19 protein-coding genes are annotated in these 26,462 nt (G+C 63.1%); 9 read left to right on the top strand and 10 right to left on the bottom strand.

Annotated features, from left to right (window positions below; translation table 11 throughout):
- The first annotated feature begins 83 nt into the window (after positions 1-83).
- The 5 genes from ACNHGR_RS06990 to ACNHGR_RS06970 all read left to right on the top strand — a co-directional run bounded on the left by ACNHGR_RS06990 (position 84) and on the right by ACNHGR_RS06970 (position 8,803).
- The gene (locus ACNHGR_RS06990) at positions 84-1,385 is read left to right on the top strand and encodes an MFS transporter (RefSeq protein WP_475284978.1); all 1,302 of its coding nucleotides are present in this window, start codon (positions 84-86) and stop codon (positions 1,383-1,385) included.
- A complete protein-coding gene (uxaC, locus tag ACNHGR_RS06985; RefSeq protein WP_475284977.1) occupies positions 1,382-2,797 on the top strand; it encodes a glucuronate isomerase in 1,416 nt (471 codons plus the stop codon). Before ACNHGR_RS06990 ends, uxaC begins: the two co-directional genes overlap by 4 nt.
- The gene (locus tag ACNHGR_RS06980; protein ID WP_475284975.1) at positions 2,794-4,260 is read left to right on the top strand and encodes a mannitol dehydrogenase family protein; all 1,467 of its coding nucleotides are present in this window, start codon (positions 2,794-2,796) and stop codon (positions 4,258-4,260) included. Before uxaC ends, ACNHGR_RS06980 begins: the two co-directional genes overlap by 4 nt.
- 146 nt (positions 4,261-4,406) lie before the next feature.
- Positions 4,407-7,277 carry a TonB-dependent receptor gene (locus tag ACNHGR_RS06975; RefSeq protein WP_475284973.1) on the top strand — a complete coding sequence of 957 codons (2,871 nt, stop codon included), beginning with the start codon at positions 4,407-4,409 and terminating at the stop codon, positions 7,275-7,277.
- Between the two features lie 299 nt (positions 7,278-7,576).
- The gene (locus ACNHGR_RS06970) at positions 7,577-8,803 is read left to right on the top strand and encodes an SGNH/GDSL hydrolase family protein (RefSeq protein ID WP_475284971.1); all 1,227 of its coding nucleotides are present in this window, start codon (positions 7,577-7,579) and stop codon (positions 8,801-8,803) included.
- Here the strand turns inward: ACNHGR_RS06970 and ACNHGR_RS06965 are convergent.
- The gene (locus tag ACNHGR_RS06965) at positions 8,787-9,278 is read right to left on the bottom strand and encodes an Lrp/AsnC family transcriptional regulator (RefSeq protein WP_475284969.1); all 492 of its coding nucleotides are present in this window, start codon (positions 9,276-9,278) and stop codon (positions 8,787-8,789) included. The two genes, ACNHGR_RS06970 and ACNHGR_RS06965, sit on opposite strands and share 17 nt — an antisense overlap.
- Positions 9,279-9,376: 98 nt before the next feature.
- Here ACNHGR_RS06965 and putA point away from each other — a divergent pair, with 98 nt between their 5' ends.
- The gene (gene putA, locus ACNHGR_RS06960) at positions 9,377-12,976 is read left to right on the top strand and encodes a trifunctional transcriptional regulator/proline dehydrogenase/L-glutamate gamma-semialdehyde dehydrogenase (protein WP_475284967.1); all 3,600 of its coding nucleotides are present in this window, start codon (positions 9,377-9,379) and stop codon (positions 12,974-12,976) included.
- 190 nt (positions 12,977-13,166) lie between these two features.
- On the opposite strand, the gene thpR is transcribed toward putA, so the two are convergent.
- The gene (gene thpR, locus ACNHGR_RS06955; protein WP_475284965.1) at positions 13,167-13,703 is read right to left on the bottom strand and encodes an RNA 2',3'-cyclic phosphodiesterase; all 537 of its coding nucleotides are present in this window, start codon (positions 13,701-13,703) and stop codon (positions 13,167-13,169) included.
- Between the two features lie 116 nt (positions 13,704-13,819).
- On the opposite strand from thpR, the gene ACNHGR_RS06950 reads away from it, so the two are divergent.
- Both ACNHGR_RS06950 and ACNHGR_RS06945 read left to right on the top strand, forming a co-directional pair.
- Positions 13,820-14,221, top strand: coding sequence for an OmpA family protein (locus ACNHGR_RS06950; RefSeq protein WP_475284964.1), 402 nt, complete (start codon positions 13,820-13,822; stop codon positions 14,219-14,221).
- 187 nt (positions 14,222-14,408) lie between these two features.
- A complete protein-coding gene (locus tag ACNHGR_RS06945; RefSeq protein WP_475284962.1) occupies positions 14,409-15,155 on the top strand; it encodes a Bax inhibitor-1/YccA family protein in 747 nt (248 codons plus the stop codon).
- Between the two features lie 123 nt (positions 15,156-15,278).
- Here ACNHGR_RS06945 and ACNHGR_RS06940 read toward each other — a convergent pair whose 3' ends face one another.
- The 5 genes from ACNHGR_RS06940 to ACNHGR_RS06920 form a co-directional block, all read right to left on the bottom strand.
- Positions 15,279-15,911 carry a glutathione S-transferase family protein gene (locus ACNHGR_RS06940; RefSeq protein WP_475284960.1) on the bottom strand — a complete coding sequence of 211 codons (633 nt, stop codon included), beginning with the start codon at positions 15,909-15,911 and terminating at the stop codon, positions 15,279-15,281.
- 175 nt (positions 15,912-16,086) lie between these two features.
- A complete protein-coding gene (locus tag ACNHGR_RS06935) occupies positions 16,087-17,328 on the bottom strand; it encodes a hypothetical protein (RefSeq protein ID WP_475284958.1) in 1,242 nt (413 codons plus the stop codon).
- Positions 17,329-17,397: 69 nt separating this feature from the next.
- Positions 17,398-18,120: an esterase/lipase family protein gene (locus ACNHGR_RS06930; protein ID WP_475284956.1), complete on the bottom strand. Its 723-nt coding sequence runs from the start codon at positions 18,118-18,120 to the stop codon at positions 17,398-17,400.
- Between the two features lie 563 nt (positions 18,121-18,683).
- On the bottom strand, positions 18,684-21,017 hold the full coding sequence (gene clpA, locus ACNHGR_RS06925; RefSeq protein ID WP_475284954.1) for an ATP-dependent Clp protease ATP-binding subunit ClpA: 2,334 nt from the start codon (positions 21,015-21,017) through the stop codon (positions 18,684-18,686).
- Positions 21,018-21,170: 153 nt separating this feature from the next.
- Positions 21,171-21,368, bottom strand: a complete 198-nt coding sequence (locus ACNHGR_RS06920; protein WP_475288348.1) for a DUF1192 domain-containing protein — start codon at positions 21,366-21,368, stop codon at positions 21,171-21,173.
- A gap of 103 nt (positions 21,369-21,471) precedes the next feature.
- Between ACNHGR_RS06920 and ACNHGR_RS06915 the strand changes: the two genes are divergently transcribed.
- Positions 21,472-22,476: an NAD(P)H-quinone oxidoreductase gene (locus ACNHGR_RS06915; RefSeq protein ID WP_475284952.1), complete on the top strand. Its 1,005-nt coding sequence runs from the start codon at positions 21,472-21,474 to the stop codon at positions 22,474-22,476.
- Between the two features lie 13 nt (positions 22,477-22,489).
- On the opposite strand, the gene ACNHGR_RS06910 is transcribed toward ACNHGR_RS06915, so the two are convergent.
- The 3 genes from ACNHGR_RS06910 to ACNHGR_RS06900 form a co-directional block, all read right to left on the bottom strand.
- Positions 22,490-23,386: a helix-turn-helix domain-containing protein gene (locus tag ACNHGR_RS06910; RefSeq protein ID WP_475284950.1), complete on the bottom strand. Its 897-nt coding sequence runs from the start codon at positions 23,384-23,386 to the stop codon at positions 22,490-22,492.
- A 244-nt stretch (positions 23,387-23,630) separates the two neighbouring features.
- Positions 23,631-24,782, bottom strand: a complete 1,152-nt coding sequence (locus ACNHGR_RS06905; RefSeq protein WP_475284948.1) for an acyl-CoA dehydrogenase family protein — start codon at positions 24,780-24,782, stop codon at positions 23,631-23,633.
- Positions 24,783-24,790: 8 nt separating this feature from the next.
- A complete protein-coding gene (locus tag ACNHGR_RS06900; RefSeq protein WP_475284946.1) occupies positions 24,791-26,329 on the bottom strand; it encodes an acyl-CoA synthetase in 1,539 nt (512 codons plus the stop codon).
- Between the last annotated feature and the right edge of the window lie 133 nt (positions 26,330-26,462).

The raw sequence follows: 26,462 nt of genomic DNA, 5'->3' as shown, positions 1-26,462 counted from the left end.
GAGCCTGCCGAAGCATGCGCGCGCGCCCTTCGACAGGCTCAGGCCGAACGGACGCGGGTGGAGTCAGGGGAGAGGATGAACTGATGAACACCACCATCCCCAAACCCTCCGGCCCCACAAAGCCCTCCGGGAAAATTCGCTGGATCGTCTGCGGCCTGCTCTTTGCTGCAGTGGTGCTCAGCTATGTCGACAGGCTGGTCCTGCCGACGCTGAAGCCCGATCTTCAGGCCCGCTATGGCTGGAGCGAGAGCGGCTATGCCAGCCTCGCCATCTGGTTCCAGGCGGGCTACGGCATCGCCTATGTCTTCTTCGGCCGGCTGATCGATCGCATCGGCGCGCGGGCGGGCTATGCGCTCGCCGTCGCGCTGTGGACGATCGGCCATGTCGCGCACATCTTCTTCACCTCCACGGCGGGGATGCTGCTGGCGCGCATACCGCTGGCGATCGGGGAGGCGGGGACATTTCCCGCCGCCATCGCCGCGACGAATGAATGGTTCCCCAAGAAGGAACGGGCGCTGGCCATCGGCATCTTCAATGCCGGGTCCAATGTCGGGGCGATCGTCACGCCGCTCATCGTGCCGATCATCGCGGTGACGATGGGCTGGCGCTGGGCCTTCATCCTGACCGGCCTGCTGACGGTTTTCTGGCTGGCGGCCTGGCTGACCTTCTACCGCCGTCCGCGCGAGAAGGCGGGGCTGAGCGCTGAGGAACTCGCCTGGATCGAAACCGATCCGGTCGAACCGCAGGCACCCGTCAAATGGGCCACGCTGTTCCGTCATCGCCAGACCTGGGCCTATATGATGGGCCGCTTCCTGATCGATCCGGTGTGGTGGACATTCCTCTTCTGGCTGCCCGACTTCTTCAACAAGCAATATGGCGTGAAGATGCTGGATTTCGGTCCGCCGCTGATTGCCGTCTATCTGATGGCGGATGTCGGGTCGGTGGCGGGCGGCTGGGCCTCCTCGCGCTTCATGGGCCGGGGCTGGAGCGTCAACCGCTCGCGCAAGTCGGCCATGTTCCTGGCCGCGCTATGCGCCGTGCCGATCGCCTTCGCCGCCAGCGCCCCGTCCATGTGGATCGCGGTTTCGCTGATCGGTCTGGCCTGCGCCGGGCATCAGGGCTTCTCGGCCAATCTCTATGCGCTGCCGGGTGATGTCTTCCCGCGCTGGATGGCCGGGTCGGTGGTCGGGCTGGGCGGCCTGTCGGGCGCGGTCGGCGGCATGCTGATGGCCAAGTTCGCCGGCGCGATCCTCGAAAGCATCGGCAGCTACGGCCCGATCTTCGCGGTCGCCTCCGTCGCCTATCTGGTCGCGCTCGGCGTGATCCATCTTCTGCTGCCCCGCTATCAGCCGGTGGTGGCCTCTGTTCCCGGAAATCCTGCATGACCAAGACTTTGCGCCTCCATCCCGACCGCCTTTTCCCGTCAGACCCGGCCACCCGCGATATCGCGCGGCGGCTCTATGCGACGGTGAAGGATCTGCCGATCGTGTCGCCCCACGGCCATACCGATCCGCGCTGGTTCGCCTATGACGAGCCTTTCGCCAATCCCGCAGAACTGCTGATCGTGCCGGACCATTATGCCTTCCGCATGCTCATGAGCCAGGGTGTGTCGCTCGATCAGCTGGGCGTGCCGACGGTGGACGGCAGCGTGACGGAGAGCGATCCCCGCGCCATCTGGCGTCGTTTTGCCGAGCGCTATTATCTGTTCCGGGGCACGCCCACGCGCATGTGGATGGACTGGGTCTTTGCCGAGGCTTTCGGCATCGACGTGCAACTGAGCGCCGACACGGCGGACCATTATTATGACGTCATCGACGCTGCGCTGAAAACCGATGCCTTCCGCCCGCGCGCCCTGTTCGAACGCTATAATATCGAAGTGATCGCCACGACCGAAGGGCCGCTCGATCCGCTCGACCATCATCGCGCGATCCGGGAGTCCGGCTGGAGCGGCAAGGTCGTCACCGCCTATCGCCCCGACCCGGTTCTGGACCCGGACGATCCCCGCTTCATCGCCAATGTCCAGCGCTTCTGCGCCATGGCGGGCGAGGATGCGGGCAGTTTCGCCGGCTATCTGCGCGCCCATGAAAAGCGCCGTGCCGATTTCCGTGCGGCCGGTGCCACCTCCACCGACCATGGCCATCCGACTGCCTTTACCGCCAACTTGGCCGCTGAAGAAATTGAGGCGCTCTACGCCAAAGTCACGACCGGCCCCGCCACCCGCGAAGAGGCCGAACTGTTCCGTGGCCATATGCTGACCGAAATGGCGCGCATGTCGGTTGCGGACGGCATGGTGATGCAGTTGCACCCCGGCGTCCATCGCAGCCACAACGCTGCTGTGCTGGCCCGCTTCGGCCGCGACAAGGGGGGTGATATCCCGACCTCGGGCGAATTTGTGCGGGCGCTCAAACCGCTGCTCGACGCCCATGGCAATGATCCGCGCCTGACCCTGATCCTCTTCACCCTGGACGAGGATGTCTATGCGCGCGAACTGGCGCCGCTCGCCGGCCACTATCCCGCGCTGAAGCTGGGGCCGCCCTGGTGGTTCCATGACAGCCCGGAAGGGATGCGCCGTTTCCGCGAGCGCATGACCGAAACGGCCGGATTCTACAATACGGTCGGCTTCAACGACGACACCCGCGCCTTCCTGTCGATCCCGGCCCGCCATGACGTCGCCCGCCGCATGGATTGCACGTGGCTCGCCCAGCTGGTCGCCGAACATCGGCTGGAAGAGGATGAGGCGTTCGAACTCGCCCGTGCGCTCGCCTATGACCTCGCCAAGGCGGCGTACAAGCTGTGAACCGCCTGTCTTCCGCCACGCTGGCCGGGCTGCCCGCCGACGTCATGCTGCCGACCTATGACCGCGCCGCCGTGAAATGCGGCATCGTCCACATCGGCATCGGCGCCTTCCACCGTGCCCACCAGGCGGTCGTGTTTGACGATGCCCTGAATGCCGGCGACCTGCGCTGGGGCATCATCGCCGCCTCGCTGCGGTCGCCGGGCGTACGCGACCAGATGGCGCCGCAGGACGGTCTCTACACCATGCTGGTGCGTGATGGGGCGGCCGAGCAGGCGCGCATCATCGGCGCGGTGCAGCAGGTGATCGTCGCACCGGAAGAGCCGCAGGCGCTGCTCGCCGCGCTGGCTGCACCGGACACCCATATCGTCACCCTGACCATCACGGAAAAGGGCTACAAGCTCGATCCGTCGACCGGCGCACTGATCGCGGACGATCCGCAACTGGCCGCCGACCTGGCCTCGCTCGAAAGCCCGCAAACGGCACCCGGCTATCTCGTCGCCGCGCTGGCCCGTCGCCGCGCCGCCGGTCTGCCGCCCTTTACCGCCATCAGTTGCGACAACCTGCCCCATAATGGTGCGCGTTTGCGCAATGCCGTGCTGGAACTGGCCCGCCGCCATGACCCCGACCTTGCCGACTGGATCGCGACCCATGGGGCCTTCCCGGAAACCATGGTCGATCGCATCGTCCCGGCTACCACGCCCGAAGACATTGCCGCGCTCAGCGGGCTTCTTGGTGCCGAGGATCAGGCGATGGTCAAGACCGAGCCCTTCCTGCAATGGGTGATCGAGGACCATTTCTGCGGCCCCCGTCCGGATTTCGGCGCGGGCGTACAACTGACGCAGGCCGTCGCCCCTTGGGAGGAAGCCAAGCTGCGCCTGCTCAATGGCGCGCATAGCGGGATCGCCTATCTCGGCGGGCTGGCCGGCATCGATCATGTCCATGAAGTGCTGGCCCTGCCGGCGGCGCGTCATTTCGTAGAGTCGCTCTGGGACGAGGCGGAAACCACGCTGTCGCCCCCGCCCGAACTGGACGTTGCGGCCTATCGTCGCGACCTGATGGCGCGCTTCGACAACCCGACGCTGCGCCATCGCACGCGCCAGATCGCCATGGACGGATCGCAAAAACTGCCCCAGCGCCTGATCGCGCCCATCGCCGCGCGGTTGCAGGCCGGGCAGGGGATCGACTCGCTCGCCCTGGCCGTGGCGGCCTGGCTGCGGTGGCAGGCGGGGCAGGATGATAAGGGTAACAGTCATCAGGTGGACGACCCGCTCGCAGGCGCGATCGCGGCTACGCTCGCCGATGCCTGCAATCCGCAGCAACGGGTTGCCGCCATCCTCGCGTTCGACGCGGTGATTCCGCCCACGCTTGCTGCGGACGATCGCTTCCGCACGGCGCTGACCGACAGTCTCACCTTATTGGAGGAAGAGGGCGCGCTTGCCGCATTGGCGGCTTTGCGCGGCTGACAACGTAGTCAGCTATATCGTTACCATCATTGCTCGTCGGACGTCTTGACAAAGCGGAAGACGAGTTTATTGAAGCCTTAGTGATAGCGCTACCAGTTTACGCCCACCGGAGAGTCGGGGGCGGCGCTCAGGAGAGGGGTTTGTACATGTCTTCACGCACCCAGATTTTTCGTATCGCGCTGTTCGCCGCGTCCGCCATCGGTTCGCTGAGCCTCGCCCAGGCCGCGTCCGCGCAGGATGCTGCGCCGCAGGCCGATGCCGCCGCGCCCCAGGATGGGGATGTCGCCGACATCGTCGTCACCGGTATTCGCGGTTCGTTGCAGAGCGCTACCAATGCCAAGAAGGATGCCGTCGCCTTTGGTGACTCGATCTTCGCGGAAGACATCGGCAAGCTGCCCGCCACCAACCTTGCCGAAACCCTGAATCGCATGCCGGGCGTGCGCCTCAATCGCGACACCAATGGTGAAGGTACGCAGGTCGCGATCCGCGGCCTTGGCCCCAGCTTCACCCGCGTCCTGCTGAACGGCTCGCAGATTCAGGTCGCGTCGGACGGCGGCACCAACGGCGGCAGCGCCAACCGCGAAGTCGATCTCGACTTCTTCCCGTCGGAACTCTTCACCCGCCTCGACCTGGCCAAATCGCCGTCGCCCTCGACGCTGGAAGGCGGCATCGCCGGTACGGTCAACCTGCGCAACGCCCGTCCCTTCGACAAGCCCGGTACCCATGTCACGGTCGTCGCACAGGGTCAGTATACCGATGCGAATGACAAGATCAGCCCGCGCGGCGCGATCGTCGCTAGCCACACGACCGACACGTTCGGTATCCTTGTCGGCGTGGCCGGCGTGAAGACCAAGACCCGCGTCAAGGGCTTTGAATCGGTCGGCTGGACCGATGGCAATCTGGGTACGGTCAATGGCGTCGCCGATGCCGGCGGCAACAATTTCTCCTGGGCGTCGGTCGTCCCCAACAATGCCGGCCATGGCCTTGTCGCCGGCGATCCGGTCGACGTGGTTGCCACGTCCGGCCTGACCCGCGATCAGCTCAGCACCGCGTTGATCCCGCGCCTTGGCCGTCAGAGCCTGACCGAAGGCACGCGTTCGCGTATCTCGGCGCTGGCGTCGATGGAATGGCGCCCCAGCGACGAACTGCATTTTGCGATCGACGGCATCTGGGCCAAGTCGCAGCGCGACTATACCAAGGTCAACATGAACTGGCAGGTCCGCAACAGCGGCCCCGGCACCAGCGCCCAGTCGACCGGCGGCATGATCCCGATCGACCTGACCGTCGATGAAAATAATGTCGTCACCAGCGGCACCTTCGCCAACTCGTCCTTCTTCCTGGAGGCGAGCCTGTTCAAACAGACGACGAAGTTCTGGAACATCAACCCCAGCGTGACCTGGCAGCCGACCGAAGATCTGAAGGTCGACCTGAGCGCCAACTATTCCAAGAGCAGCTTCTTCCGCGAACAGCCTACCTGGGCGTTCCAGACGACGCCGCAGTCGGGCGTCGACGTCTATTATGAAAATAATGGTGGCGATTACCCGTCGATCACCAGCAATATCGACCTGAACGATCCGAACAATGGCAGCTGGCAGTGGTATCGCCAGAACGTCCAGCTTGTCCGTCGCAAGACCGAAACCAAGGGTGCGCATCTGGATGTGACCTATGGCGATGACTTCTTCAACGTGAAGGTCGGCGCGGCGTTCGATCAGGCGACTCGCTCGATCCGCGCCTATGACAACAGCTCGGCCTATCAGCTGTCGGTCTGCGGCACGGGTTGCACCGGCGCCACCGGCTCCATCACCACCAGCCAGATCGCTCAATATCTGAAGAGCTCGTCGACCGCAGGCTTCATCGTGCCTGATTTCGACGCGATCAAGGCGGCGACCAACTATGCCAGCTATCGCGACAGCGCGCCGGAAACGCGTGGTGCCGTGACTGGCGGTGCGACGGGTGACATGGACGAAAAGGTCATGGGCGCCTATTTCGAACTGAACGGCGTGACCACGATCGCTGGCCGCGACCTGCATATCAACACCGGCATGCGCTATGCGCACACCGATCAGACCGTTGTCGGCCCCAGCCAGATCGGCACCACCATTGTCGATATCACGGCCAAGTCGAAGTACGAGAATTTCCTCCCGTCCATCAACCTGACCTACGATGTCGCGGACAATGTGAAGCTGCGTGCTTCGGCCTCGCGGACGATGACCCGTCCGGACGCCAGTCAGATTCTGCCGGGCATCACCTTCTCCGATCCGTCGGCCCTGATGGCCAGCGCCGGCAATCCGGAACTGAAGCCCTACACGTCGGACAATTATGATCTGGGTGGCGAATTCTACACCGGTGGCATCGGCTATATCGGCGTGTCGGCGTTCATGAAGAATATTCAGGGCTTCACCGTCACAACCTCCAACGAAGTCACCTTCGGTTCGCTCAACATTCCGTTCAGCAGCCTGCTGTCCACGCAGCAAAATGCCTTGACCGATCGTGCTGCGGCCACCGGCGTCGCGGTCAATGACCTGCCGATCACTGTGAACCGTCCGGTCAACCTCAGCGACCTGAAGATCAAGGGTCTGGAAGCGACCTGGGTCCAGCCGCTAGACTTCCTGGTGAAGGGCCTAGGCTTCTCGGCCAACGGTACCTACCTCAAGCAGTCCTCCTCCTCGGGTCTGGTGGCGACCGGCGTGTCGAAATATTCGTACAACCTTCAGGGCTTCTATGAAAATGACGGTCTGTCGGTCAGCGTGAACTATGTCTGGAACGACAAGTCGATCGCTGTGAACAAGCCGCAGAACGGCATCCAGGACGCCTCGCTGCGCTCCGACGCCCGTGGCCAGCTCGACATGTCGGCCGGTTATCAGCTGCCCTTCTTCAACAAGGCGATGCGCCTGACGGTGGACGTGCTGAACATCACGGACGAGCCGATCCGCACCACCTTCGAACATTCGAATGCGGCCTATTCGGTTTACTATCCCGGCCGTTCCATCCTGGCCGGCATCCGGGCGAATTTCTGATCCTCCCCAAGGAAAACTCACAGGGCCGGCCGCAACGCCGGCCCTTTTTCTTGATGGGGTTGCTGCATGGCGGAGCGGCGCAAATGCTTCCAATGTTGGACTTTATCTGATCTGGTCCGGCGATGCCTATGTTCAGCCTCATTGGCCCGTCTTGGCCCTGTTGGAAGTGACGCGTCGTGAGCGCGTCGGCGGTGCGTCGCGAGCGCTTCCGGGGCGCTTCGGCCGCAAAAAGGCCGATAACGGTGTGAACTTCGGTGGCCATCTTACCGGCCTGCCATCATGTCAGAAGGACGGCGATGATGCGTCTCTCTCTCCTCTTCGGTTTCCCGCTTGCCCTGATCGCAACACCGCTCGCGGCAAAGACCTGCACCCCGACCTGGGTGGCCGGCTGGGCCTCGTCGCAATTCCGGCCCACCGGCGACGCGGAACTGCCCGTCGGTACGCTCAGGGACCAGACCCTGCGCCAGATCGTCCGGCCCTCCGTTTCGGGTGACCGGCTGCGCGTCCGCTTCTCCAACCTAGCCGGCACCCAACCGCTGCGCATCGCCGGCGCCAGCATCGCCCGTGCGCTCGGCAGCGCATCGCCGGCAATTGACCCTGGCACGCTCATCTCTCTGCGCTTCGACGGTGCGCCCGAAGTGGTAATCCCGGCCGGTGCCGACTATCTCACCGATCCCGTCTCACTGCCTGCCAAGGCGCTCGACAACATCGCCATCTCGATCCGCTATGATGGCGATCCGGAACAGACCTCCCACCCCGGATCGCGCGCGACGTCATGGCATCTGCCGGGCAATCACCTGATCGACACGGCGATGACGGCTGCCGCCAGCTTCGACCACTGGTTCAACCTCGCCGCGCTGGAGGTGGAACGCTGCGCTCCGTCGAAGCTGATCGTCGCGCTGGGCGATTCCATCACTGACGGCAAAGGCTCCACCACCAACGGCAATGACCGCTGGACCGATATACTGGCACAGCGGCTTCAGGCCGATCCGAAACGCCGCCACATCGCTGTCGTCAATCAGGGTATAGGCGGCAATCGCCTGCTGAACGACGGCCTTGGCCCCAATGCGCTGGCGCGGCTCGACCGTGACGTATTGGCCCAGCCGGGCGTCACCCATATGATCCTGTTGGAAGGGATCAACGATCTTGGCACCCTGACCCGCGACGCGCCGGTGAGCGTGGCGGAGCATCAGGCCCATGTTGCCCGCATCATCGGCGCCTATCGCCAGATCATCGCCCGCGCCCGTGCCAAGGGGATCAAGGTCATCGGCGCGACCGTCATGCCCTTTGTCGGCAATGATTATTATCATGCCGATGCCCGAAATGAGGCCGATCGGCAGGCGGTCAATGCCTGGATCAGGACGCCCGGAAATTTCGATGGGCTGATCGACTTCGACCGCGTGACCCGTGACCCCGTGCATCCCGACCATCTGCTGCCCGCCTATGATGATGGCGATGCGCTCCACCCCTCGCCAAGGGGTTACAAGGCGATGGGGGAGGCGGTGCCGCTCAGCCTTTTCGACTGACGCGCCTTTGCCCGGCCTCCAGCACCGTCTCCATCGCCACGAAGGTCGATGTGCTGGCGACATGGGGCAGGGCGCTGATCTTCTCGCCCAGCACGACACGATAGCGCCGGATATCGGACGTCCGCACTTTGAGGAGATAGTCGAAATTGCTCGCCAGCATATGACATTCCTCGACCTCCGGGATGCGCCGCACCGCTGCATTGAACTCCTGCAACGCTGCTTCCCGCGTGTCGGACAGCTTCACTTCGGTAAAGGCGATATGGTCCATGCCCAGCTTCGCCGGATCGACGATCGCGCGAAAGCCCCGAATGACACCCGCCTCCTGCAACCGCTTCAGCCGCACCTGGCAGGGCGTCTTGGAAAGGCCCACAAAAGCAGCGAGATCGGTGACGGTCATCCGCCCATCATCAACCAAAGCGGCTATGATCCGCCGATCGAACTCGTCCATTTCGACTGAGATGCTCTTATTGGTCATCCAATCTGCCTAGCATGGGCCATCTAATAAGTCACTTCGACCAGTTTGAAGCCATTCATAAGACGGAACGAAAATCTGATCCGGGTTATTCTGCCTTCATGACCGATCAGCCTTTTGCCAGCTTCGCCCCAGCCATTCGCCAGCCCACCCCGCTACGTCAGGCGATCACCACCGCCTATCGCCGGGACGAGGCTGAAGCGCTTGCCCCCCTGATCGCCGCCGCGACCCTGCCGGACGAGACGAAAGCGGCGGTGGCCGACACCGCCCGCGCCCTCGTCACCGCGCTGCGCGCCAATCACAAGGGGACCGGCGTCGAAGGTCTGGTGCAGGAATATGCGCTCTCCAGTCAGGAGGGCGTGGCGCTGATGTGTCTGGCCGAAGCGCTGCTGCGCATTCCCGACACTGCCACCCGCGACGCGCTGATCCGCGACAAGATCGCTGACGGCGACTGGGGCTCGCATCTGGGCGGTGACAAGTCGCTGTTCGTCAACGCCGCCACCTGGGGTCTGGTCGTCACGGGCAAGCTGGTCGGCAGCGTCGATGATCGCGGCCTTGGCGCGGCGCTGACCCGCCTCGTCGCCCGCGCTGGCGAGCCGGTCATCCGTCGCGGCGTCGACCTAGCCATGCGCATGATGGGCGAACAGTTCGTCACCGGCGAGACGATCAAGGAAGCGCTCAAGCGCGCGAAGGAACTGGAAGCCAAGGGCTTCGCCTACAGCTACGACATGCTGGGCGAGGCGGCGACCACGGAGGCAGACGCGAAGCGCTATTATGCCGACTATGAGCAGGCGATCCACGCCATCGGCAAGGCGTCGGCCGGGCGCGGCATCTATGCCGGCCCCGGCATCTCGATCAAGCTGTCGGCGCTGCACCCCCGCTATGTCCGGGCGCAGGCGGATCGCGTGATGGGCGAACTGCTGCCCGCCGTGAAGAAACTGGCGCTGCTCTCCAAAAGCTATGACATCGGCCTCAATATCGACGCGGAGGAGGCCGATCGGCTGGAACTCTCGCTCGATCTGCTGGAAAGCCTCGCCACCGATGCCGATCTGGCGGGCTGGAATGGCCTGGGCTTCGTGGTGCAGGGCTATGGCAAGCGCTGCCCGTTCATCATCGACTGGATCATCGATCTCGCCCGCCGCGCCGATCGCCGCATCATGGTGCGGCTCGTCAAGGGCGCCTATTGGGATGCGGAGATCAAGCGGGCGCAGGTCGATGGCCTTACCGACTTCCCGGTCTACACCCGCAAGCTGCATACCGACGTGGCCTATGTCGCCTGCGCGCAAAAGCTGCTCGCCGCGCCCGACGCCGTCTTCCCGCAGTTCGCCACCCATAATGCGCAGACGCTCGCGACCATCTATCAACTGGCCGGCCCGGATTTCTATGTGGGCAAATATGAGTTTCAGTGCCTGCACGGCATGGGCGAGCCGCTCTATGAGCAGGTTGTCGGCGCGGGCAAGCTGAACCGTCCGTGCCGTATCTATGCGCCGGTCGGCACGCATGAGACGCTGCTGGCCTATCTGGTCCGGCGCCTGCTGGAGAATGGCGCCAACAGCAGTTTCGTCAACCGTATCGCCGATCCCAATGTTTCCATTGACGAGATGATCGCTGATCCGGTCGATATGGTGCGCGCCATGGCGCATCCCGGCCGCCGGCATGACCAGATCGCGCTGCCCGCCGACCTTTACCCCGATCGCCGCAATTCCGATGGCCTCGACCTCAGCTGTGAAACCACACTGGCTGAACTGGACGAAGCATTGCAGCACAGTGCTACGCTTGCCTGGACCGCAGCGCCGGGAAGTGGGACAGGGGAAGCGCGCCCGGTTCTGAACCCTGCCGATCATCGCGACATCGTCGGTACTGTCTGGGAAGCATCTGCGGAGGAGGCCCGCGTGGCCGCCACTCGTGCTGCCGGATCGCTCTGGCCCAACAGTCCGGTCGCCCATCGCGCCGCCGCGCTGGAGCGCGCTGCCGACGCGATGCAGGCGCGTATGCCGATCCTCCTTGGCCTCATCGTCCGCGAAGCCGGCAAGTCGCTGCCCAACGCCATCGCCGAAGTGCGTGAAGCGATCGACTTCCTGCGCTATTACGCCGCGCAGGCCCGTTCCACCTTCGGCACGGCGCAGGCGGCGCTCGGTCCTGTGACCTGCATCAGTCCGTGGAACTTCCCGCTGGCCATCTTCACCGGACAGGTCGCCGCCGCGCTTGTCGCTGGCAATCCTGTGCTGGCCAAGCCGGCCGAGGAAACCCCGCTGATCGCCGCCGAAGCGGTTCGCCTGTTCCATGAAGCGGGCGTGCCGGCCGACGCGCTGCATCTGTTGCCCGGCGATGGTCGGATCGGTGCGGCGCTGGTTGCCGCGCCCGAAACCGCTGCAGTCATGTTCACGGGATCGACCGAAGTCGCCCGGCTGATCCAGCGCCAGTTGGCAGCCCGTCTTTCATCGGCCGGTCGACCCATCCCGTTGATCGCCGAAACCGGCGGCCAGAACGCGATGATCGTGGACAGCAGCGCGCTCGCCGAACAGGTGGTAGCGGATGTCATTGCCTCGGCTTTCGACAGCGCGGGTCAGCGTTGTTCGGCGCTACGTATCCTGTGCCTTCAGGAAGATGTCGCCGACCGGACGTTGACGATGCTGAAGGGCGCACTTGCCGAACTGCGGATCGGCCGCACCGACGCGCTGAAGGTCGACATCGGCCCGGTCATCACCGCAGAGGCGCGCGATGGCATCAACCGGCATATCGATGCCATGACGGCGCTGGGGCGCAAGGTGGAACAGACTGTGCTGCCGGCCGATGCCGTCCATGGCACCTTTGTCGCCCCGACGATCATCGAGATCGAGTCCATCGCCGATCTCAGTCGTGAAGTCTTCGGCCCTGTCCTTCACGTCCTGCGCTTCAAACGCGATCGACTGGATATGCTGGTCGATCAGATCAACGCTACCGGCTATGGCCTGACGTTCGGCCTGCACACACGCCTCGATGAAACCGTCGCCCGCGTGACCAGCCGGGTGAAGGTCGGCAATATCTATGTGAACCGCAATGTCATCGGGGCGATCGTGGGCGTGCAGCCTTTCGGTGGCTGCGGCCTTTCGGGTACCGGGCCCAAGGCGGGCGGGCCGCTCTACCTAGGCCGTCTTGTCGGCACGCCGCCGGTCTTCGCTGCGCGCGTCAGCCATTTGCGCTCGCCGCTGCATAGCTTTTCCGACTGGCTGGACGCGCAGGGTGAGGGCGAAGCTGCCGCCCATGCGCGCCGTACCGGGGATGCGTCTGCGCTAGGCGTCGAACTCACCCTTTCCGGTCCGGTAGGGGAGCGGAACCTTTATGCCCTGCATCCGCGCGGCCGCATCCTGCTGCGACCCGCAACTCGTCAGGGCCTGTTCCGTCAGATGGCCGCCGTGCTCGCCACTGGCAATCATGGCGTGGTGCAGGGAATGACGGTTCCGCCTGGGCTTCCTGCCGATGTCGCCGCCTGTTTCAGCACTGACGCCACCGGTCATTATGCCGCCGCACTGGTCGAAGGGGACGCCGCCAAGATCGCCGCAACCGCTCAGTGCGTTGCCGACCTACCCGGCCCGATCGTGTCGGTTCATGCCGACGATCATGGTCATGGCTATTGCCTCGACTGGCTGCTGGAGGAGCAATCGACGTCGGTCAACACGACGGCGGCTGGCGGCAACGCCAGCCTGATGATGATCGGCTAAATGTTTAGAGCATGATGCGGAAAAGTGGGAACCGGTTTTCCGCTTAAAACGATGCGACAAACTTGTATCGCTCCGGCGGGGTCCCACGGGTCACCTATGTCCCGCTGGCGCTCTCGTGAAAAATCTGGCCCATGGCGTACCCTTTCGTTCCTGGTTGAATAACGCATCATCAAAGGAAGGGGCTAACCAACTAGGGGTTCGCCGGATATTCCTCCACCGGCTGATAGCTGGCGCCGCCATGGCCGATGCGGCTTTCGAAGAGGGTGAAGCCATCGACGCGGAAGGCTGGACCGGTGAGTGCGGCATGGCGGGCGAGGAAGGGGGCGATTAAGGCGCCGGTGCGGCCGAAACGGGCGAGGGTGATATGGGGCAGATAGGCGCGGCTTTCGGGCGGGAGGCCGGTCGCGATGCAGGCGCGGTCGGCCTTTTTATGCAACCGTTCGAGCGCATCGCGGGGCTGGACGCCGGCCCAGAGCGTATCGACCACGCCTTTGCGATCGAAGCTGCCGATGCCGGACAGTTGGATGTCGAACGGCGCGAAGCGGATGGCGGACAGGGCGTCGGCAATGTCGTTCGCCTGATGCCGGTCGACCTCGCCGATGAAGCGCAGGGTGAGGTGAAGTTGCGCATCATCCTGCCAGCGGGCGCCCTCCACCCCCATCATCAGGGAGAGAAGATGCGCGCGCTGGTCGGCGGGCGGGCGGATGGCGACGAACAGGCGGTGCATGGGGGCTATATAGGGGCGTTTGTGACGATTGCTTGTGGGATTTTGGTGGGAGAATGTGGCCGTCACCGATCAGAAGTGGAAGTTGACGTCCGGCCCAGGCGACATAAGATTTCGTGATGACTAGGACGATTCTGCTCGTCGCGACAGCGGCTCTGTTTTCGTCCACGCCAGCATCGGCTTTGACATGCACGCCGGGACCGTGGATCGTCTTTTTTGACTCGAATGCAGCATATGCAGATAGAAATGCACAAGATGTGCTTCGCGATATGAGCCAAGCGATTGGCAGTTGCGGCTCGTCTCGGGCGATACTGGAGGGGCACACAGATACTCAGGAAGATAGTCAGTTAGCATCGGAACGGTTGGATATGGTTCGCACCTATCTTGAAGCGCATGGAATGCCGCATCGATCAATTACCGTGCAATCTTTCGGCTCTCGCCGTCCGCGCCTCGCGCGGAAGGACGATGCGACTGAAAGACAAAATCGCCGTGTTGAAGTATATTTTGCGCCCCTTATGTAATACCCGATTCAAAATATGCTCGTTTCGCTAACCACCAGACTCAGGCAAGCAGCGCCGTTGCAAGCATGACATATGCTGTCCGGACAATGACGAAGCATTCACGCATGCGGGTTTGGCTTGAAGTCGGGGGCGGTTGGGCCGATAATGAGGGGTAGCGGCATTGATGCCGACAAAGGAGAAGATTTTCATGGCCAACTGGTCCGATCCCCGTTCCGACAGCCCTGCCGGCATGGCGGGCTTTGGCGGCGCGACGGCGGCGCGGGGCGAGGCGTTCGACACCGGCCTGCGCAAATATATGCTGTCCGTCTATAATTATATGGCGAGCGGCGTGCTGCTGACCGGCATCGTGGCGCTGCTGTTTGCAAACAGCGGCATGGCCTACAACGTGTTCGTCGGTCCCGGCATCCTGAAATATATCGTGATGTTTGCGCCGCTGGCCTTCGTCATGGTTTTGAGCTTCGGTATCAATCGCCTTTCGACCGGCGCGGCGCAGGCGCTTTACTGGGCCTATGCGGCGGTGATGGGCGTGTCGCTTTCCTACATCTTCCTCGCTTATACCGGCACGTCGATCGCGCAGACCTTCTTCGCGACGGCCGCCGCCTTCGCGGGCCTGAGCCTTTGGGGCTATACCACGAAGAAGGATCTGTCGGGCTTCGGCACCTTCCTCATCATGGGCGTGGTCGGCCTGTTCGTGGCGAGCCTGATCAACATCTTCATGAAGTCGAACGCGATGAGCCTGGTCATCAGCGGCGTAGGCGTCCTGCTGTTCGCGGGTCTGACCGCCTATGACACGCAGAAGATCAAGAGCATCTATGCCCATGTCGCGGGCACGGACATGATGGGCAAGTCGGTGGTGATGGGGGCGCTGAACCTCTATCTCGACTTCATCAACATGTTCCTCTTCCTGCTGCGGCTGTTCGGCGATCGCCGCTGATCGCTTTGCGAGCTTGATATGGAGAAGGCCCGGTGGAGCGATCCGCCGGGCCTTTTCTTTTGTGCTCGCTTCGCTCGCTACCCACCCTTTGCCCGCTCCCTTAAAAGGGAGGGGGTGTGAAGCTCAGCCTTGTTTTTGCATTTCTGCGATGAGCGCGCCGTCTATCTCTTTCTGGCGTTTATAGGCGGGGCGTTCGCGCAGGCGGGCGGCATAGGCCTCAAGCGTGGGGCTGGACGGGATGGACTTGAAGCTCAAACCCCAGTCGATCTGCGAGCCGACATAGACGTCGGCGGCGGTGAACTGATCGCCGCAAATCCAGGCATTCCCCGCTACGGCGGTTTCCAGTGCCGCGACGGTGTCTTCGAAACTGCCATAGCCGGCGGTTCGCTCGCGGCCTTCGGGCAGGGTGAAGCCCATCGCCTTGTTGGTCACGGCAGCCTCGACCGGGCCGGCGGCGAAGAAGAGCCAGCGATAATAGGCATGGCGGTCTGCTGGCGGCGGGGCGAGGCTGGCGTCTGGGAAGGCGTCCGCCAGATAGACGCAGATGGCGGCGCATTCGGTGACGGTGCGGCCGTTGTGGATGATCGCCGGCACCTTGCCCATCGGGTTGATGGCGCGATAGTCGGCGGCCTTCATGCCGTCGTCGCCATAGGCCAGGATCACCGTCTCATAGGGCGCGCCGACTTCCTCCAGCATCCAGCGGACGATCTGCCCGCGCGACATCGGGTTGGTGTAGAAGATGAGGTCAGAGGGCATCGGAATCTCTCCTGAATCGGGATGGCGCGAGGGTGGCGCAAGCATGGGCGCGGCGCCAGCCTGTTTTGGGCCATGGCGCCGGCCTCGTCACATGCCCGTCGAAGACCTGCGCCTGTCCCGGAAGACAGACGGGGGCTTCTACAGGCTCAGCCCGAACGGGCCTTTGGCTATTTCGTCAGCAGCCCACGCCCATGGCGCTGCCCAGCATACCGCCGAGGCCGCCACTGCATTTCTTCTTTTTCTTAGGCTGTTGCTGTTGAGCAGGGGCGTCATCCTGATCGTCACTCGCGTCGCTCATCATGCTACCCATATCGGGGCCGTTCAGCATCCACATCGTGTTGGCGCGATAGCGGACGCGGGCGATCCATTCGGGTTTCCAGGCGATTTTCGGATCGGCCGGACGCGGCGGATAGGCGAAGTTCGCTTCCGGGCCATAGGCATAGAGGCTGCCCATCAGCATCTCTCCGCCCGCCTGAGTGACGGCGGCGGGGACGGTGCAACTGGTCTGGCTGGGCGGCATGACGATTTTCTGCGCGATCATCTTCTGCACGGCGGCGGGCGACATCCAGTCCCAGACCGGGCCGCCGAACGCCTGTGTCGCGGAAGAGGCCCACCAGACCATGTCGCCATTTTCCTGCGCGCCGAAGGTCCAGGCATAATAGCCGGTCGCCTGGGGCAGGCTGTTCCAGCTCAGAATGGTGGCGCCGCCGGCGATCTGCCGGGCGGAGCCTGTGATGGCGGGCATGAAATCCTGTTTCAGGTTGAAGGCGATGTCCGGGCTGTAATTGCCGGCGATGCGATGGTCCCCGAGCAGGGAGCTGTTGGCGGAGATGGTCTTGCGGGTCTGGCCGTTGGGCCAGTCGCCATAGGTCTTGCTGTTGGTGACGCGGACCTGCCATTCCTGTGGGATGGAAGCGCCGGTCATGTAGAGGCCGGGCGGAATCTGGCCCTTGGCGACCTTGGCGAAGTTGATGACGACCGGCTGGCCTGCGCCAACGGTGGCGCCGCAGCCCCAATAAATGAGCAGCCGGCCCTTGGGCCGTTCGCCGGGCATGGGCTGGTCCTCGCTGGGGACCGTGCGGGGGGTGACGAGCGGGACGGAGGTGCCAAGGCCGGCGCCGGTAGGCATGAAATGTTCGGCCGCCGGGGCGCCGCTGGCCGGCGCACGGGTGGAGCCGAGGCGCAGGACAAGTTCGTGCATCGGCTTGTTGCCGCCGCCCATCATCATGCTCATGGCCGCGCCCATGCCGCCGCCGCCACCCGCCATGGCAGCCATGCCGGACATGGTGCCGGCGTCGATCGTGTAGCGGGCGATGGGGCCGGATGCCTGCTGGCTGGTGCCGGGGGCGGCGAGAAAGGCGAGGGATGCGAGAAGAAGCGCACCGCGAGCGGGGCGAGACGTCAGAATTTTGCGCACAACATCTATTCCTTGATCGTTACGGAAGAGATGCGACCTTTTTTCTGGATGCGGGCTTGTAGCAGAGATTCAGGGGCGCTTGAAGCGGCCTTCGTGCAGGAAGTGGGCGACTTGATCGGCGACCGGGTGGCTGTAGATCATGGCGGTATGGGCGATAGGCAGGGTGAGGTGGTCGCTCTGGCCGGGCAGGTGGGTCGCAGCGACGCTGACCTTTCCGTCATTGGGGGCGGGGAAGACGAAGTTGGGCAGCGCGCCGATCATCGGGCGATCACCGGCGATGATGCCGAGGGGGTAGTCGACGGTGCCGAAAAGCGCCTCTGTGATCGTGTCGCGGTTCGTGCGAAGCAGGGCGCCGGCATGGTTCAGGATCGGGCGGTTGAGGCGCAGGCGATAGCAGAGATCGGCCAGTTCGCTGCCGCTATTGGGCGTGCCGAGCATGACGACGCGGCCGAGATGGGCGGGGCGGTGGCGGGCGAGATAGGCGCGCAGCAACAGGCCGCCCATGGAGTGACCGACGCAATGAATATGCTGCGCGGCGTAGGCGGGGCTGGTGGTGATACGCTGGTGGAGGTGAGCCAGCAACCGGTCGAGCGGCCAGCGCCAGCTGGGATAGCCGATATTGGCGACGATGTAGCCGGCAGTGCGCATGCGGCGGGCAAGGAGCGCGGTCTGGAGCGGATGGCCGCCGAAGCCGTGGAGGAGAATGATCGATTCAGGGTGCTGTGGCATGACGAACGAGGTGTCATGGGCAAGCTGCGCGGGCAAGGTGGAACTGTTGTCGTATGCGACCATTTTTTCTGTCGGGGCCCAGCGTTGCTGCCCTTAATTGCAGTCATTCACAGGTTAGATTACAGGGATAAGGCGCGGCTCGAAAGAATAACGCGGTGCCCCTATACACCTACGTCATGTCATGCAAAGGCACGACCAAAGTGTCTCAACATAGGCAAAGCAACTATACGGGGTTTCTGCTTAAACCAATTGCAGAGGCCTTTCCTAACCTCAAACCGGCGTTCGGCAATCTTATGCGAATGCAACCTGAACCCGTATCTGGTGTAGAACGGACGTGGACATGCCAGCAAGAGATAACAGGCGAGTATGTTATTTTGCATGTGATTGAGACGCGCAGTTAGTGCCCGATAGAGGGCGCCGTACATCCGTTCGGGCTGAGCTTGTCGAAGCCCCTCTCTTTAAATCCTCGTATTTTTGAAGAAGGAGCAAAGCCCTTCGACAGGCTCAGGGCGAACGGAGCTGAGGAATAGGCTGGTAGAATGCCGTCCTTAACGGTCATAAAAATGAATTAAAAACAAAAAAGGCGGCCTTTAGAGCCGCCTTTTTCGTTTGCCTGTAGAAAACTCTTACTTCGTGTCTTCGGTCGTCTTGGCCTTGCCGCCCTTCTTGCCCTTTTTGGGAGCTGCGGGGGTGATCTGGAACGCGAGCGCTTCCATGCCGTCGGCATCTTCCTTCATATGGACATGGACTTCGCCGCCATGGACCAGCTTGCCGAACAGCAGTTCCTCGGCCAGCGGCTGCTTGATCTTTTCCTGCATCAGGCGGCCCATCGGGCGCGCGCCGTAGAGCTTGTCATAGCCCTTCTTCGTGAGCCATGCCTTCGCCTCTTCGTCCAGCGTGATGTGGACGTCGCGGTCTGCCAGTTGCAGTTCAAGTTGCAGCACGAACTTGTCGATGACGCGGGCGACGATTTCCGGCGGCAGATAGCCGAACGGCACGATCGCATCGAGGCGGTTGCGGAATTCGGGGGTGAAGAGTTTCTTCACCGCGTCTTCCTGCACATCTTCACGCGTCAATTCGCCGAAACCGATCGATTCCTTCGCCATGTCCGACGCACCGGCATTGGTGGTCATGATGAGGATGGTGTTACGGAAATCGACGGTCTTGCCGTGATGATCGGTCAGGCGGCCATTGTCCATCACCTGCAACAATATGTTGAACAGGTCGGGATGCGCCTTCTCGATCTCGTCCAGCAGCAGGACGCTGTGCGGATTCTGGTCGACCGCGTCGGTCAGCAGGCCGCCCTGGTCATAGCCGACATAGCCCGGAGGGGCGCCAATCAAGCGGCTGACCGAATGGCGTTCCATATATTCCGACATGTCGAACCGCTGCAGCGGGATACCGAGTAGGGTTGCGAGCTGGCGCGCCACCTCCGTCTTGCCGACGCCGGTGGGACCGGAGAAGAGATAGTTGCCGATCGGCTTGTCGGGATCGCGCAGGCCCGCACGCGACAGCTTGATCGCCGACGACAGCACTTCGATCGCCTTGTCCTGGCCGAAGACGACGCGCTTCAGGTCCGTGGTCAGCGATTCCAGCACGCTCTTGTCGTCGGACGATACCGTCTTGGGCGGGATGCGGGCCATGGTCGCGATGACCTGCTCGATCTCCTTGGGCGTGATCGTCTTCTTGCGCTTGCTCGGCACGACCAGCATCTGCATCGCGCCGACTTCGTCGATCACGTCGATCGCCTTGTCCGGCAGCTTGCGGTCGTTGATGTAGCGCGCCGACAGTTCTACCGCCGCCTTGATCGCGTCAGGCGTATATTTGACGTGATGATGTTCCTCGAACGCGGTGCGCAGGCCTGTCAGGATCTTGATAGTATCCTCGATCGTGGGTTCGTTCACGTCGATCTTCTGGAACCGGCGCAGCAGCGCGCGGTCCTTTTCGAAGTGATTGCGGAACTCCTTATAGGTGGTCGAGCCGATGCAGCGGATCGTACCGCCCGACAAAGCGGGCTTCAGCAGGTTCGAGGCATCCATCGCGCCGCCGCTGGTGGCGCCAGCGCCAATGACGGTGTGGATTTCATCGATGAAGAGGACCGCGTGCGGCATCTTTTCCAGTTCGGTAACGACTGCCTTTAGCCGCTCCTCGAAATCGCCGCGATAACGGGTGCCGGCCAGCAGCGCGCCCATGTCGAGCGAGTAGATAACCGCTTCCTTCAAGACGTCGGGCACTTCGCCCTCGACGATCTTGCGCGCGAGGCCCTCCGCGATCGCGGTCTTGCCGACGCCCGGATCGCCCACATAGAGCGGGTTGTTCTTGGAGCGGCGGCAGAGAATCTGGATCGTCCGGTCCACCTCAGCGCTGCGGCCGATCAGCGGATCGACCTTGCCCCGGCCGGCTTTCTCATTGAGGTTCACGGTGAACTGTTCGAGGGCGCTGTCCTTCTTGGCCTTGCCGTCCTGCACCTTCTTTTCCTCCTCGGAAGCGCCCTTTGTCTCCTGACGCTCGGGCGTGGGCGTGCCCTTGCCGACGCCGTGGCTGATGAAGCTGACGGCATCGAGACGGCTCATATCCTGCTGTTGCAGGAAGTAGACGGCATAGGATTCGCGTTCGGAAAAAAGCGCGACGAGGACGTTGGCGCCCGTCACCTCATCCTTGCCGGACGACTGGACGTGAAGGATGGCGCGCTGGACGACGCGCTGGAAACCGCTGGTGGGGGAGGGGTCCGATGCCCCTTCGACCTTCAGGCTGTCGAGTTCGGTATCGAGATAATGGGTGACAGCGTCGCCCAGTTCGCCCAGTTCCACGCCGCACGCCTGCATGACCTTTGACGCATGTTCGTCATCAATCAGTGCCAGAAGGAGGTGCTCCAACGTAGCATATTCATGCTTGCGCTCCGACGCATGCGTCAGCGCATTGTGCAAGGTGGTTTCAAGAGCGGGTGCGAATGAAGGCATGTCTGTTCTACTCCTGGCCCGAAACAGGGGCGGTGTTGAACCCTATGTCGGCATTGCTCGACGCGGGATCAAGGCCATGGCCCCGACCAGCGGAATTGCCTGACTGCCGTAGCCCAACGGAGCCTTTCAAGGCGCAGGGGGCGTGGCAACGGTTCATCGTCTGAATAGCGCCTCGGCACTTGCCTTATGGTTAACGGCGCTTTCCATTGTCGATCTGGTGCGCTTTATTTCCGCTTCGAGGGCGGTGATGCGCGCTTCCAGTTCGGATACGGACAAGGGGCCCAGATCCTGTTTTACCAGGCGGGTCAGCGGATCGTCGCCCTTGTTCGGCAGATCGTCATCCAAGTCCATGACGCCAATGTTGACCCAGTTGGCCACTCTGTCAATAAGGGCACGAGTTCCGCACGGTAATTTTTGATGCGGTGCAACATGGTTAATGGCTGGGGGCAGCGATATGGCGGATTTGGGCGCAGTGCCGGGCGAGATGACGGCGATCGCGATTCCGACGCCGGGCGGGCCGGAGGCTTTGGTGCCCGAGCGGCGGCCGGTACCGGTGCCGGGCGAGGGTGAGGTGCTCATCAAGATTGCAGCCGCGGGCGTGAATCGGCCGGACGTGTTGCAACGGCAGGGCAAATATCCGCCGCCGCCGGGCGCCAGTGACATTCCGGGGCTGGAAGTGGCGGGCACGATCGTCGCAGCTGGCAGCGGTGCGGACGCGCTGGTCGGTCAGAAGGTCTGCGCGTTGCTGGCGGGTGGCGGTTATGCCGAATATGCGGTAGCGCCCGCGGGGCAATGCCTGCCGGTGCCGGGCGGTTATGATCTGGCCGAGGCAGCGGCTTTGCCGGAGACGCTCTTTACCGTTTGGACCAATTTGTTCGAGCGCGCCTATGTGGTCGCGGGCGACACGGTGCTGGTCCATGGCGGGACCAGCGGTATCGGCACGATGGCGATCCGGTTGTGCAACCTGTTTGATGTGACGGTCATAGTGACCTGTGGGTCGGACGAGAAATGCGCGCAGGCGAAGGATTGGGGCGCCGATCATGCGATCAACTACAAGACGCAGGATTATGTCGAGGAAGTGAAGCGGATCACCGGTGGGCAGGGCGTTCAGGCCGTGCTGGACATGGTCGGCGGCGATTATGTGCCGCGCAACCTCAACTGCCTGGCGGAAGATGGCCGCCATGTGTCGATCGCGGTGCTGGGCGGAGCAAAGGCGGAAGTCTTCATACCAGCGATCATGCAGAAGCGGCTGACGCTGACCGGATCGACGTTGCGGGCGCGGTCGGTGGGCTTCAAGAGCCTTGTGGCGGATGAACTGATGCGGACGGTCTGGTCGTTCGTGGGCGAGGGGAAGCTTCGCCCGGCGATGGACCAGAAGTTCGCGTTGACCGATGCGGCCAAGGCCCATGCGCGGATGGACGCGGGCGAGCATTTCGGGAAGATCGTGCTGGTCGTATGACGCAGCGGTAGTTTTACCCGTCCAGCCGGCGCTTGCGGTAGCTGGACGGGGTTTCGCCCGTCATGTTGCGAAAGGCGCGGTTGAAGCTGCTCTGGCTGGCGAAGCCGAGAAATTCGGCGATATAGTTCATTGATGCATCAGACTGGCCGAGCATGTCTTGCGCCCGTTCCAACCGGGTTTTCAATACATATTGGTGCGGGCTGACGCCGGTCGCCTTCTTGAACACGCGGCAGAGGTGCGAGGGCGTGATCCCGATCTGCGCGGCCATTTCTTCCAGCCCATGATCCGCTTCGGGCCTTTCGCGGATCGCGTTCATAATATGGTGGATGCGATAGGCGGAGAAAGCGGATGTCGGAAATTCCTGCGCCGCCGCCTTCACTGGGCCACGCAGCATATGCGCCTTGAGCGCGTCGATCAGGGCCGAGACATAGAGGTCGCGGGGGCCATCCGAGGGGGTATAGAGTTCGGCCAGTATCTGCCGGGCGAGCGCTGCGCCGAGCGGATCATTGAAGGCGAAGCGCATGCGGGAAAACTGGTCCAGCACGGATGCCGAGCGGAGATCGTCGGCATCGACACTCAGGGTCACGACGTCGAGTTCGCCGTCCACCAGCCATCTGGTCGCCATCGTCGCCGGCACGATGGTTGCGGCGCCGGGGAAGGAACTGGTTTCGCTCCAGCCGTCACGATCCCAGGTGCGCACATTGGTCTTGCCGGCCAGTTGCACCACGAAGAGCGGATCGGGCAAAGCGGGCAGGGCATAGCTGCCGACGAACTGGCGCCAGCGGCTGAAACGCCAGCGGCCGTCGGAGGATTCCAGCTTCACTTCCGGACCGCGCTTGAGCGTATCGGCGATGATCGCTTCGCCATGCCATTTCCGGTCGCGGGTCGATGTCTGTCCGGTGGCCATCATAGCGTGACCTTGTCTGCATTGCGCATAGATGTGCAACGAGTGTCCTGCTCGGGGCAGGCTGACAGGCGCGGGCTTTTCCGACTTTCTCCTGCGATCCTCACCGACCTCATCATATCACTCTCCATGCCGCCTTTTTGCGGTCGTTGCATCAGATTGTCATACAAGAATGGCCCGTCCAAGGCATTGCTGAAAAACGGCATCAGATTTTGCATTTCTTGCGCTTCGAATATGGGCGCGAGGAGCGTCAGGGTCGGCCGTCCAGATCCATCCCGCGCGCTATGATTTCCAGCATGATTTCGTTGCTGCCTGCGAAGATCCGGCTGATCCGGGCATCGGTATAAAGGCGGCTGATCCGATATTCGTCCATATAGCCGGCGCCGCCGTGCAACTGGACGCCCAGATCGACCATCTGCCCCTCCACCTCGCTGGCCATGAGCTTCGCGGCGGCGGCGTCGGAGGCTTCCAGCATCCCCGCATTGGCGCGCAGTACCAGTTGATCGACCATGACCTGCACCGCATCGATCCGGGCACGCAGGTCGGCAAGGCGGAAGCGATTGTGCTGGAACTGGCCGATCGCCTGACCGAAGGCATGGCGTTGCCGGACATAGTCGAGCGTCAGGTCGAGCGCGGTCTGCGCGGCGGCAATGCTGGCGATGGCGGCGATCAGCCGTTCGGTGGCGAGAAAGCGCATGAGGTTGCCAAAGCCGGCAGCGGGATCGCCCAGCAGATTGTCCGCTGGGACATGCACATCGTCCAGCATGATTTCGGCCGTGTCCTGCGCTGCCAGCCCCATTTTCCGGAGCGGGCGGCCGCGCGACAGGCCGGCCATGCCCCGTTCGACAAGAAATAGCCCGATCGGTTCGCCCGGCACATCCCGGCATCGCGCCACGACCACGATCGCGTCGCTCACTATCCCGTTGGAGATATAGGTTTTGGTGCCGGACAGGCGCCATCCCTCGCCATCCCTGACGGCCCGTGTCTGGACTGCGCGCAAATCGCTGCCGCCGCCCGGTTCGGTCATGGCGATGGCCAATATGGTGCTGCCCGCCACGATGCCGGGCATCAGCCGTCGGCGCAGCATGGGCGATCCGAGCCGGTCGATATAGGGTGCGACGAGATTGCTGTGCAGGTGGATATAGAAGCCGGTTTCGCCGTGGCGGACATTCTCCTCGATAATGATCTGGTCGAAGCGCAGGTCGGCTATCCCGGCGCCGCCGACATCGGCTTCAGCCCACAGGCAGAGCAGTCCGGCATCGCCCGCCTGCCGATAAATATCCCGATCGACCATGTTGTTTTCGCGCCATCGCGCGGCATGGGGCGCCACATTGGTCAGCATGAAGTGACGGACGGTGTCGCGGAACATCGCATGTTCGCTGTCGAAGATCAGCCTGTCCATGGTGCTGGTCAGTGCCCGGCGGCGGGCGACAGGGCGCGATATTCGTCGATCAGCCTGCGCTTCATCAGCTTGCCGGTGGGTTCTCGTGGCAGTTCGGCACGATAGTCGATGGCGCGCGGCGTCTTCACCCCGCCGAGTGCCGCGCGCACAAACCGGGTCAATTCCTCACTGAGCGATGTGCTGCCTTCCACGCCCCTGATCGGTTGCACGATCGCCAGTACGCTTTCCCCCATTTCCTCGTCGGGTACGCCGATGACCGCAGCATCGGCAACCTTGGAATGGGTTATCAGGCAATTTTCGATTTCCTGGGGATAGATGTTCACGCCGCCCGATATGATCATGAAGCTGCGCCTGTCCGTGAGGAAGAGATAGCCGTCTTCATCCACATGGCCGACGTCTCCCAATGTCGCCCAGCCCCTGTCATTATGGACCGAGGCGGTCTTTTCCGGATCGTTATGATAGACGAAGGCAGGGCCGTCCGCAAAGAAGACGTCGCCGGTAACGCCCGCTGTTACCTCCTGTCCCTGCGCGTCGACTATCCTGACCGTACCCAGCACCGCCTTGCCCACCGAGCCGGGGCGGGCCAGCCATTCGGGGGAGGACAAGGCGGTGATGCCGCAACATTCGGTGCCGGAATAATATTCGTGGACGATCGGCCCCCACCAGTCGATCATGGCCTGCTTGACCGGCACCGGACAAGGCGCGGCGGCGTGGATGACAGCGCGCAGGGAACTATGGTCGTAGCGGTCCCGGATAACTGCCGGCAGTTTCAGCAGGCGGACGAAATGGGTCGGCACCCAGGTTGCGTGGGTGACGCGATAACGCTCGATCAGACCGAGCGAGGCTTCCGCGTCGAACCGATCCATCACTATTACCGTCCCGCCGAGCCGATGGATGGTCATCGCCCAGCGCAGCGGCGCGGCATGGTAGAGCGGGGAGGTGGACAGATAGATGCTGTCTTCTCCCATGGCGTAAAGGCCGGTCCCCATGGCTTCCAGCGCGGTTTGCGCATCTAGCGGCCCATCGGGCAGGTCGGGCTTGATGCCCTTGGGGCGGCCTGTGGTGCCGGACGAATAGAGCATGTCCGTGCCGGCGCGCTCGTCGGGGACCGGGCTCTCGGGATAGCGGGCGACGCTGGCGCGCCAGCTTTTCAGCGGGCCGATGGCATCGTCGACAAGATAAGCCTGTACGCTGTCGCATTCCGCCAGCGCTGCTTGCGCCAACGGGGCGAGACGGTCGGACGCCACCAGGATGCGAGCGCCCGAATCACGCAGAATATAAGCGATGTCGGTGGCCGACAATTTGGTCGATACGCTGGTGAGATAGAGGCCGACGCGCTGCGCTGCCCAGCCCAGCTCGAAGATCGCCGCTTCATTGTCCATCAACAGAGCAATCACATCGCCACGCACGCAGCCGAGCGCGCGCAGCAGATGCGCGCCGCGATTGGCTGCGCTTTCCATGGCGCCATAGCTGATGGTCTGGCCGGTGGCCGGCAGGATGATGGCCGGTCGGTCCGGATCGCTGATCGCGAATGGCCTGGGGTGCATGGGTCGCCTCTCCAAAAATCATGCAGCGGGATATGTGCGGGGGAGGATCGGCCGGGGCCGTCATCTCTCGCTTCTTCTGCTTGATCGCCACAGAGGCCCAGTTTGGGCGCCAGCTCAAGGCAAGCGCAAGAAA

The organism is Sphingobium sp. RS1, from assembly GCF_056156825.1.
The sequence above is the reverse complement of the archived record's forward strand: the minus strand, read 5'-3'. Positions and strand labels throughout refer to the sequence as shown.

Bases quoted from the DNA above. Each gene is read 5' to 3' on its own strand.
- ACNHGR_RS06990 (WP_475284978.1), top strand. From the start codon at position 84: ATGAACACCACCATCCCCAAACCCTCCGGCCCCACAAAGCCCTCCGGG.
- uxaC (WP_475284977.1), top strand. From the start codon at position 1,382: ATGACCAAGACTTTGCGCCTCCATCCCGACCGCCTTTTCCCGTCAGAC.
- ACNHGR_RS06975 (WP_475284973.1), top strand. From the start codon at position 4,407: ATGTCTTCACGCACCCAGATTTTTCGTATCGCGCTGTTCGCCGCGTCC.
- ACNHGR_RS06970 (WP_475284971.1), top strand. From the start codon at position 7,577: ATGCGTCTCTCTCTCCTCTTCGGTTTCCCGCTTGCCCTGATCGCAACA.
- ACNHGR_RS06965 (WP_475284969.1), bottom strand. From the start codon at position 9,278: ATGACCAATAAGAGCATCTCAGTCGAAATGGACGAGTTCGATCGGCGG.
- putA (WP_475284967.1), top strand. From the start codon at position 9,377: ATGACCGATCAGCCTTTTGCCAGCTTCGCCCCAGCCATTCGCCAGCCC.
- thpR (WP_475284965.1), bottom strand. From the start codon at position 13,703: ATGCACCGCCTGTTCGTCGCCATCCGCCCGCCCGCCGACCAGCGCGCG.
- ACNHGR_RS06950 (WP_475284964.1), top strand. From the start codon at position 13,820: ATGACTAGGACGATTCTGCTCGTCGCGACAGCGGCTCTGTTTTCGTCC.
- ACNHGR_RS06945 (WP_475284962.1), top strand. From the start codon at position 14,409: ATGGCCAACTGGTCCGATCCCCGTTCCGACAGCCCTGCCGGCATGGCG.
- ACNHGR_RS06940 (WP_475284960.1), bottom strand. From the start codon at position 15,911: ATGCCCTCTGACCTCATCTTCTACACCAACCCGATGTCGCGCGGGCAG.
- ACNHGR_RS06930 (WP_475284956.1), bottom strand. From the start codon at position 18,120: ATGGTCGCATACGACAACAGTTCCACCTTGCCCGCGCAGCTTGCCCAT.
- clpA (WP_475284954.1), bottom strand. From the start codon at position 21,017: ATGCCTTCATTCGCACCCGCTCTTGAAACCACCTTGCACAATGCGCTG.
- ACNHGR_RS06920 (WP_475288348.1), bottom strand. From the start codon at position 21,368: ATGGACTTGGATGACGATCTGCCGAACAAGGGCGACGATCCGCTGACC.
- ACNHGR_RS06915 (WP_475284952.1), top strand. From the start codon at position 21,472: ATGGCGGATTTGGGCGCAGTGCCGGGCGAGATGACGGCGATCGCGATT.
- ACNHGR_RS06910 (WP_475284950.1), bottom strand. From the start codon at position 23,386: ATGATGGCCACCGGACAGACATCGACCCGCGACCGGAAATGGCATGGC.
- ACNHGR_RS06905 (WP_475284948.1), bottom strand. From the start codon at position 24,782: ATGGACAGGCTGATCTTCGACAGCGAACATGCGATGTTCCGCGACACC.
- ACNHGR_RS06900 (WP_475284946.1), bottom strand. From the start codon at position 26,329: ATGCACCCCAGGCCATTCGCGATCAGCGATCCGGACCGACCGGCCATC.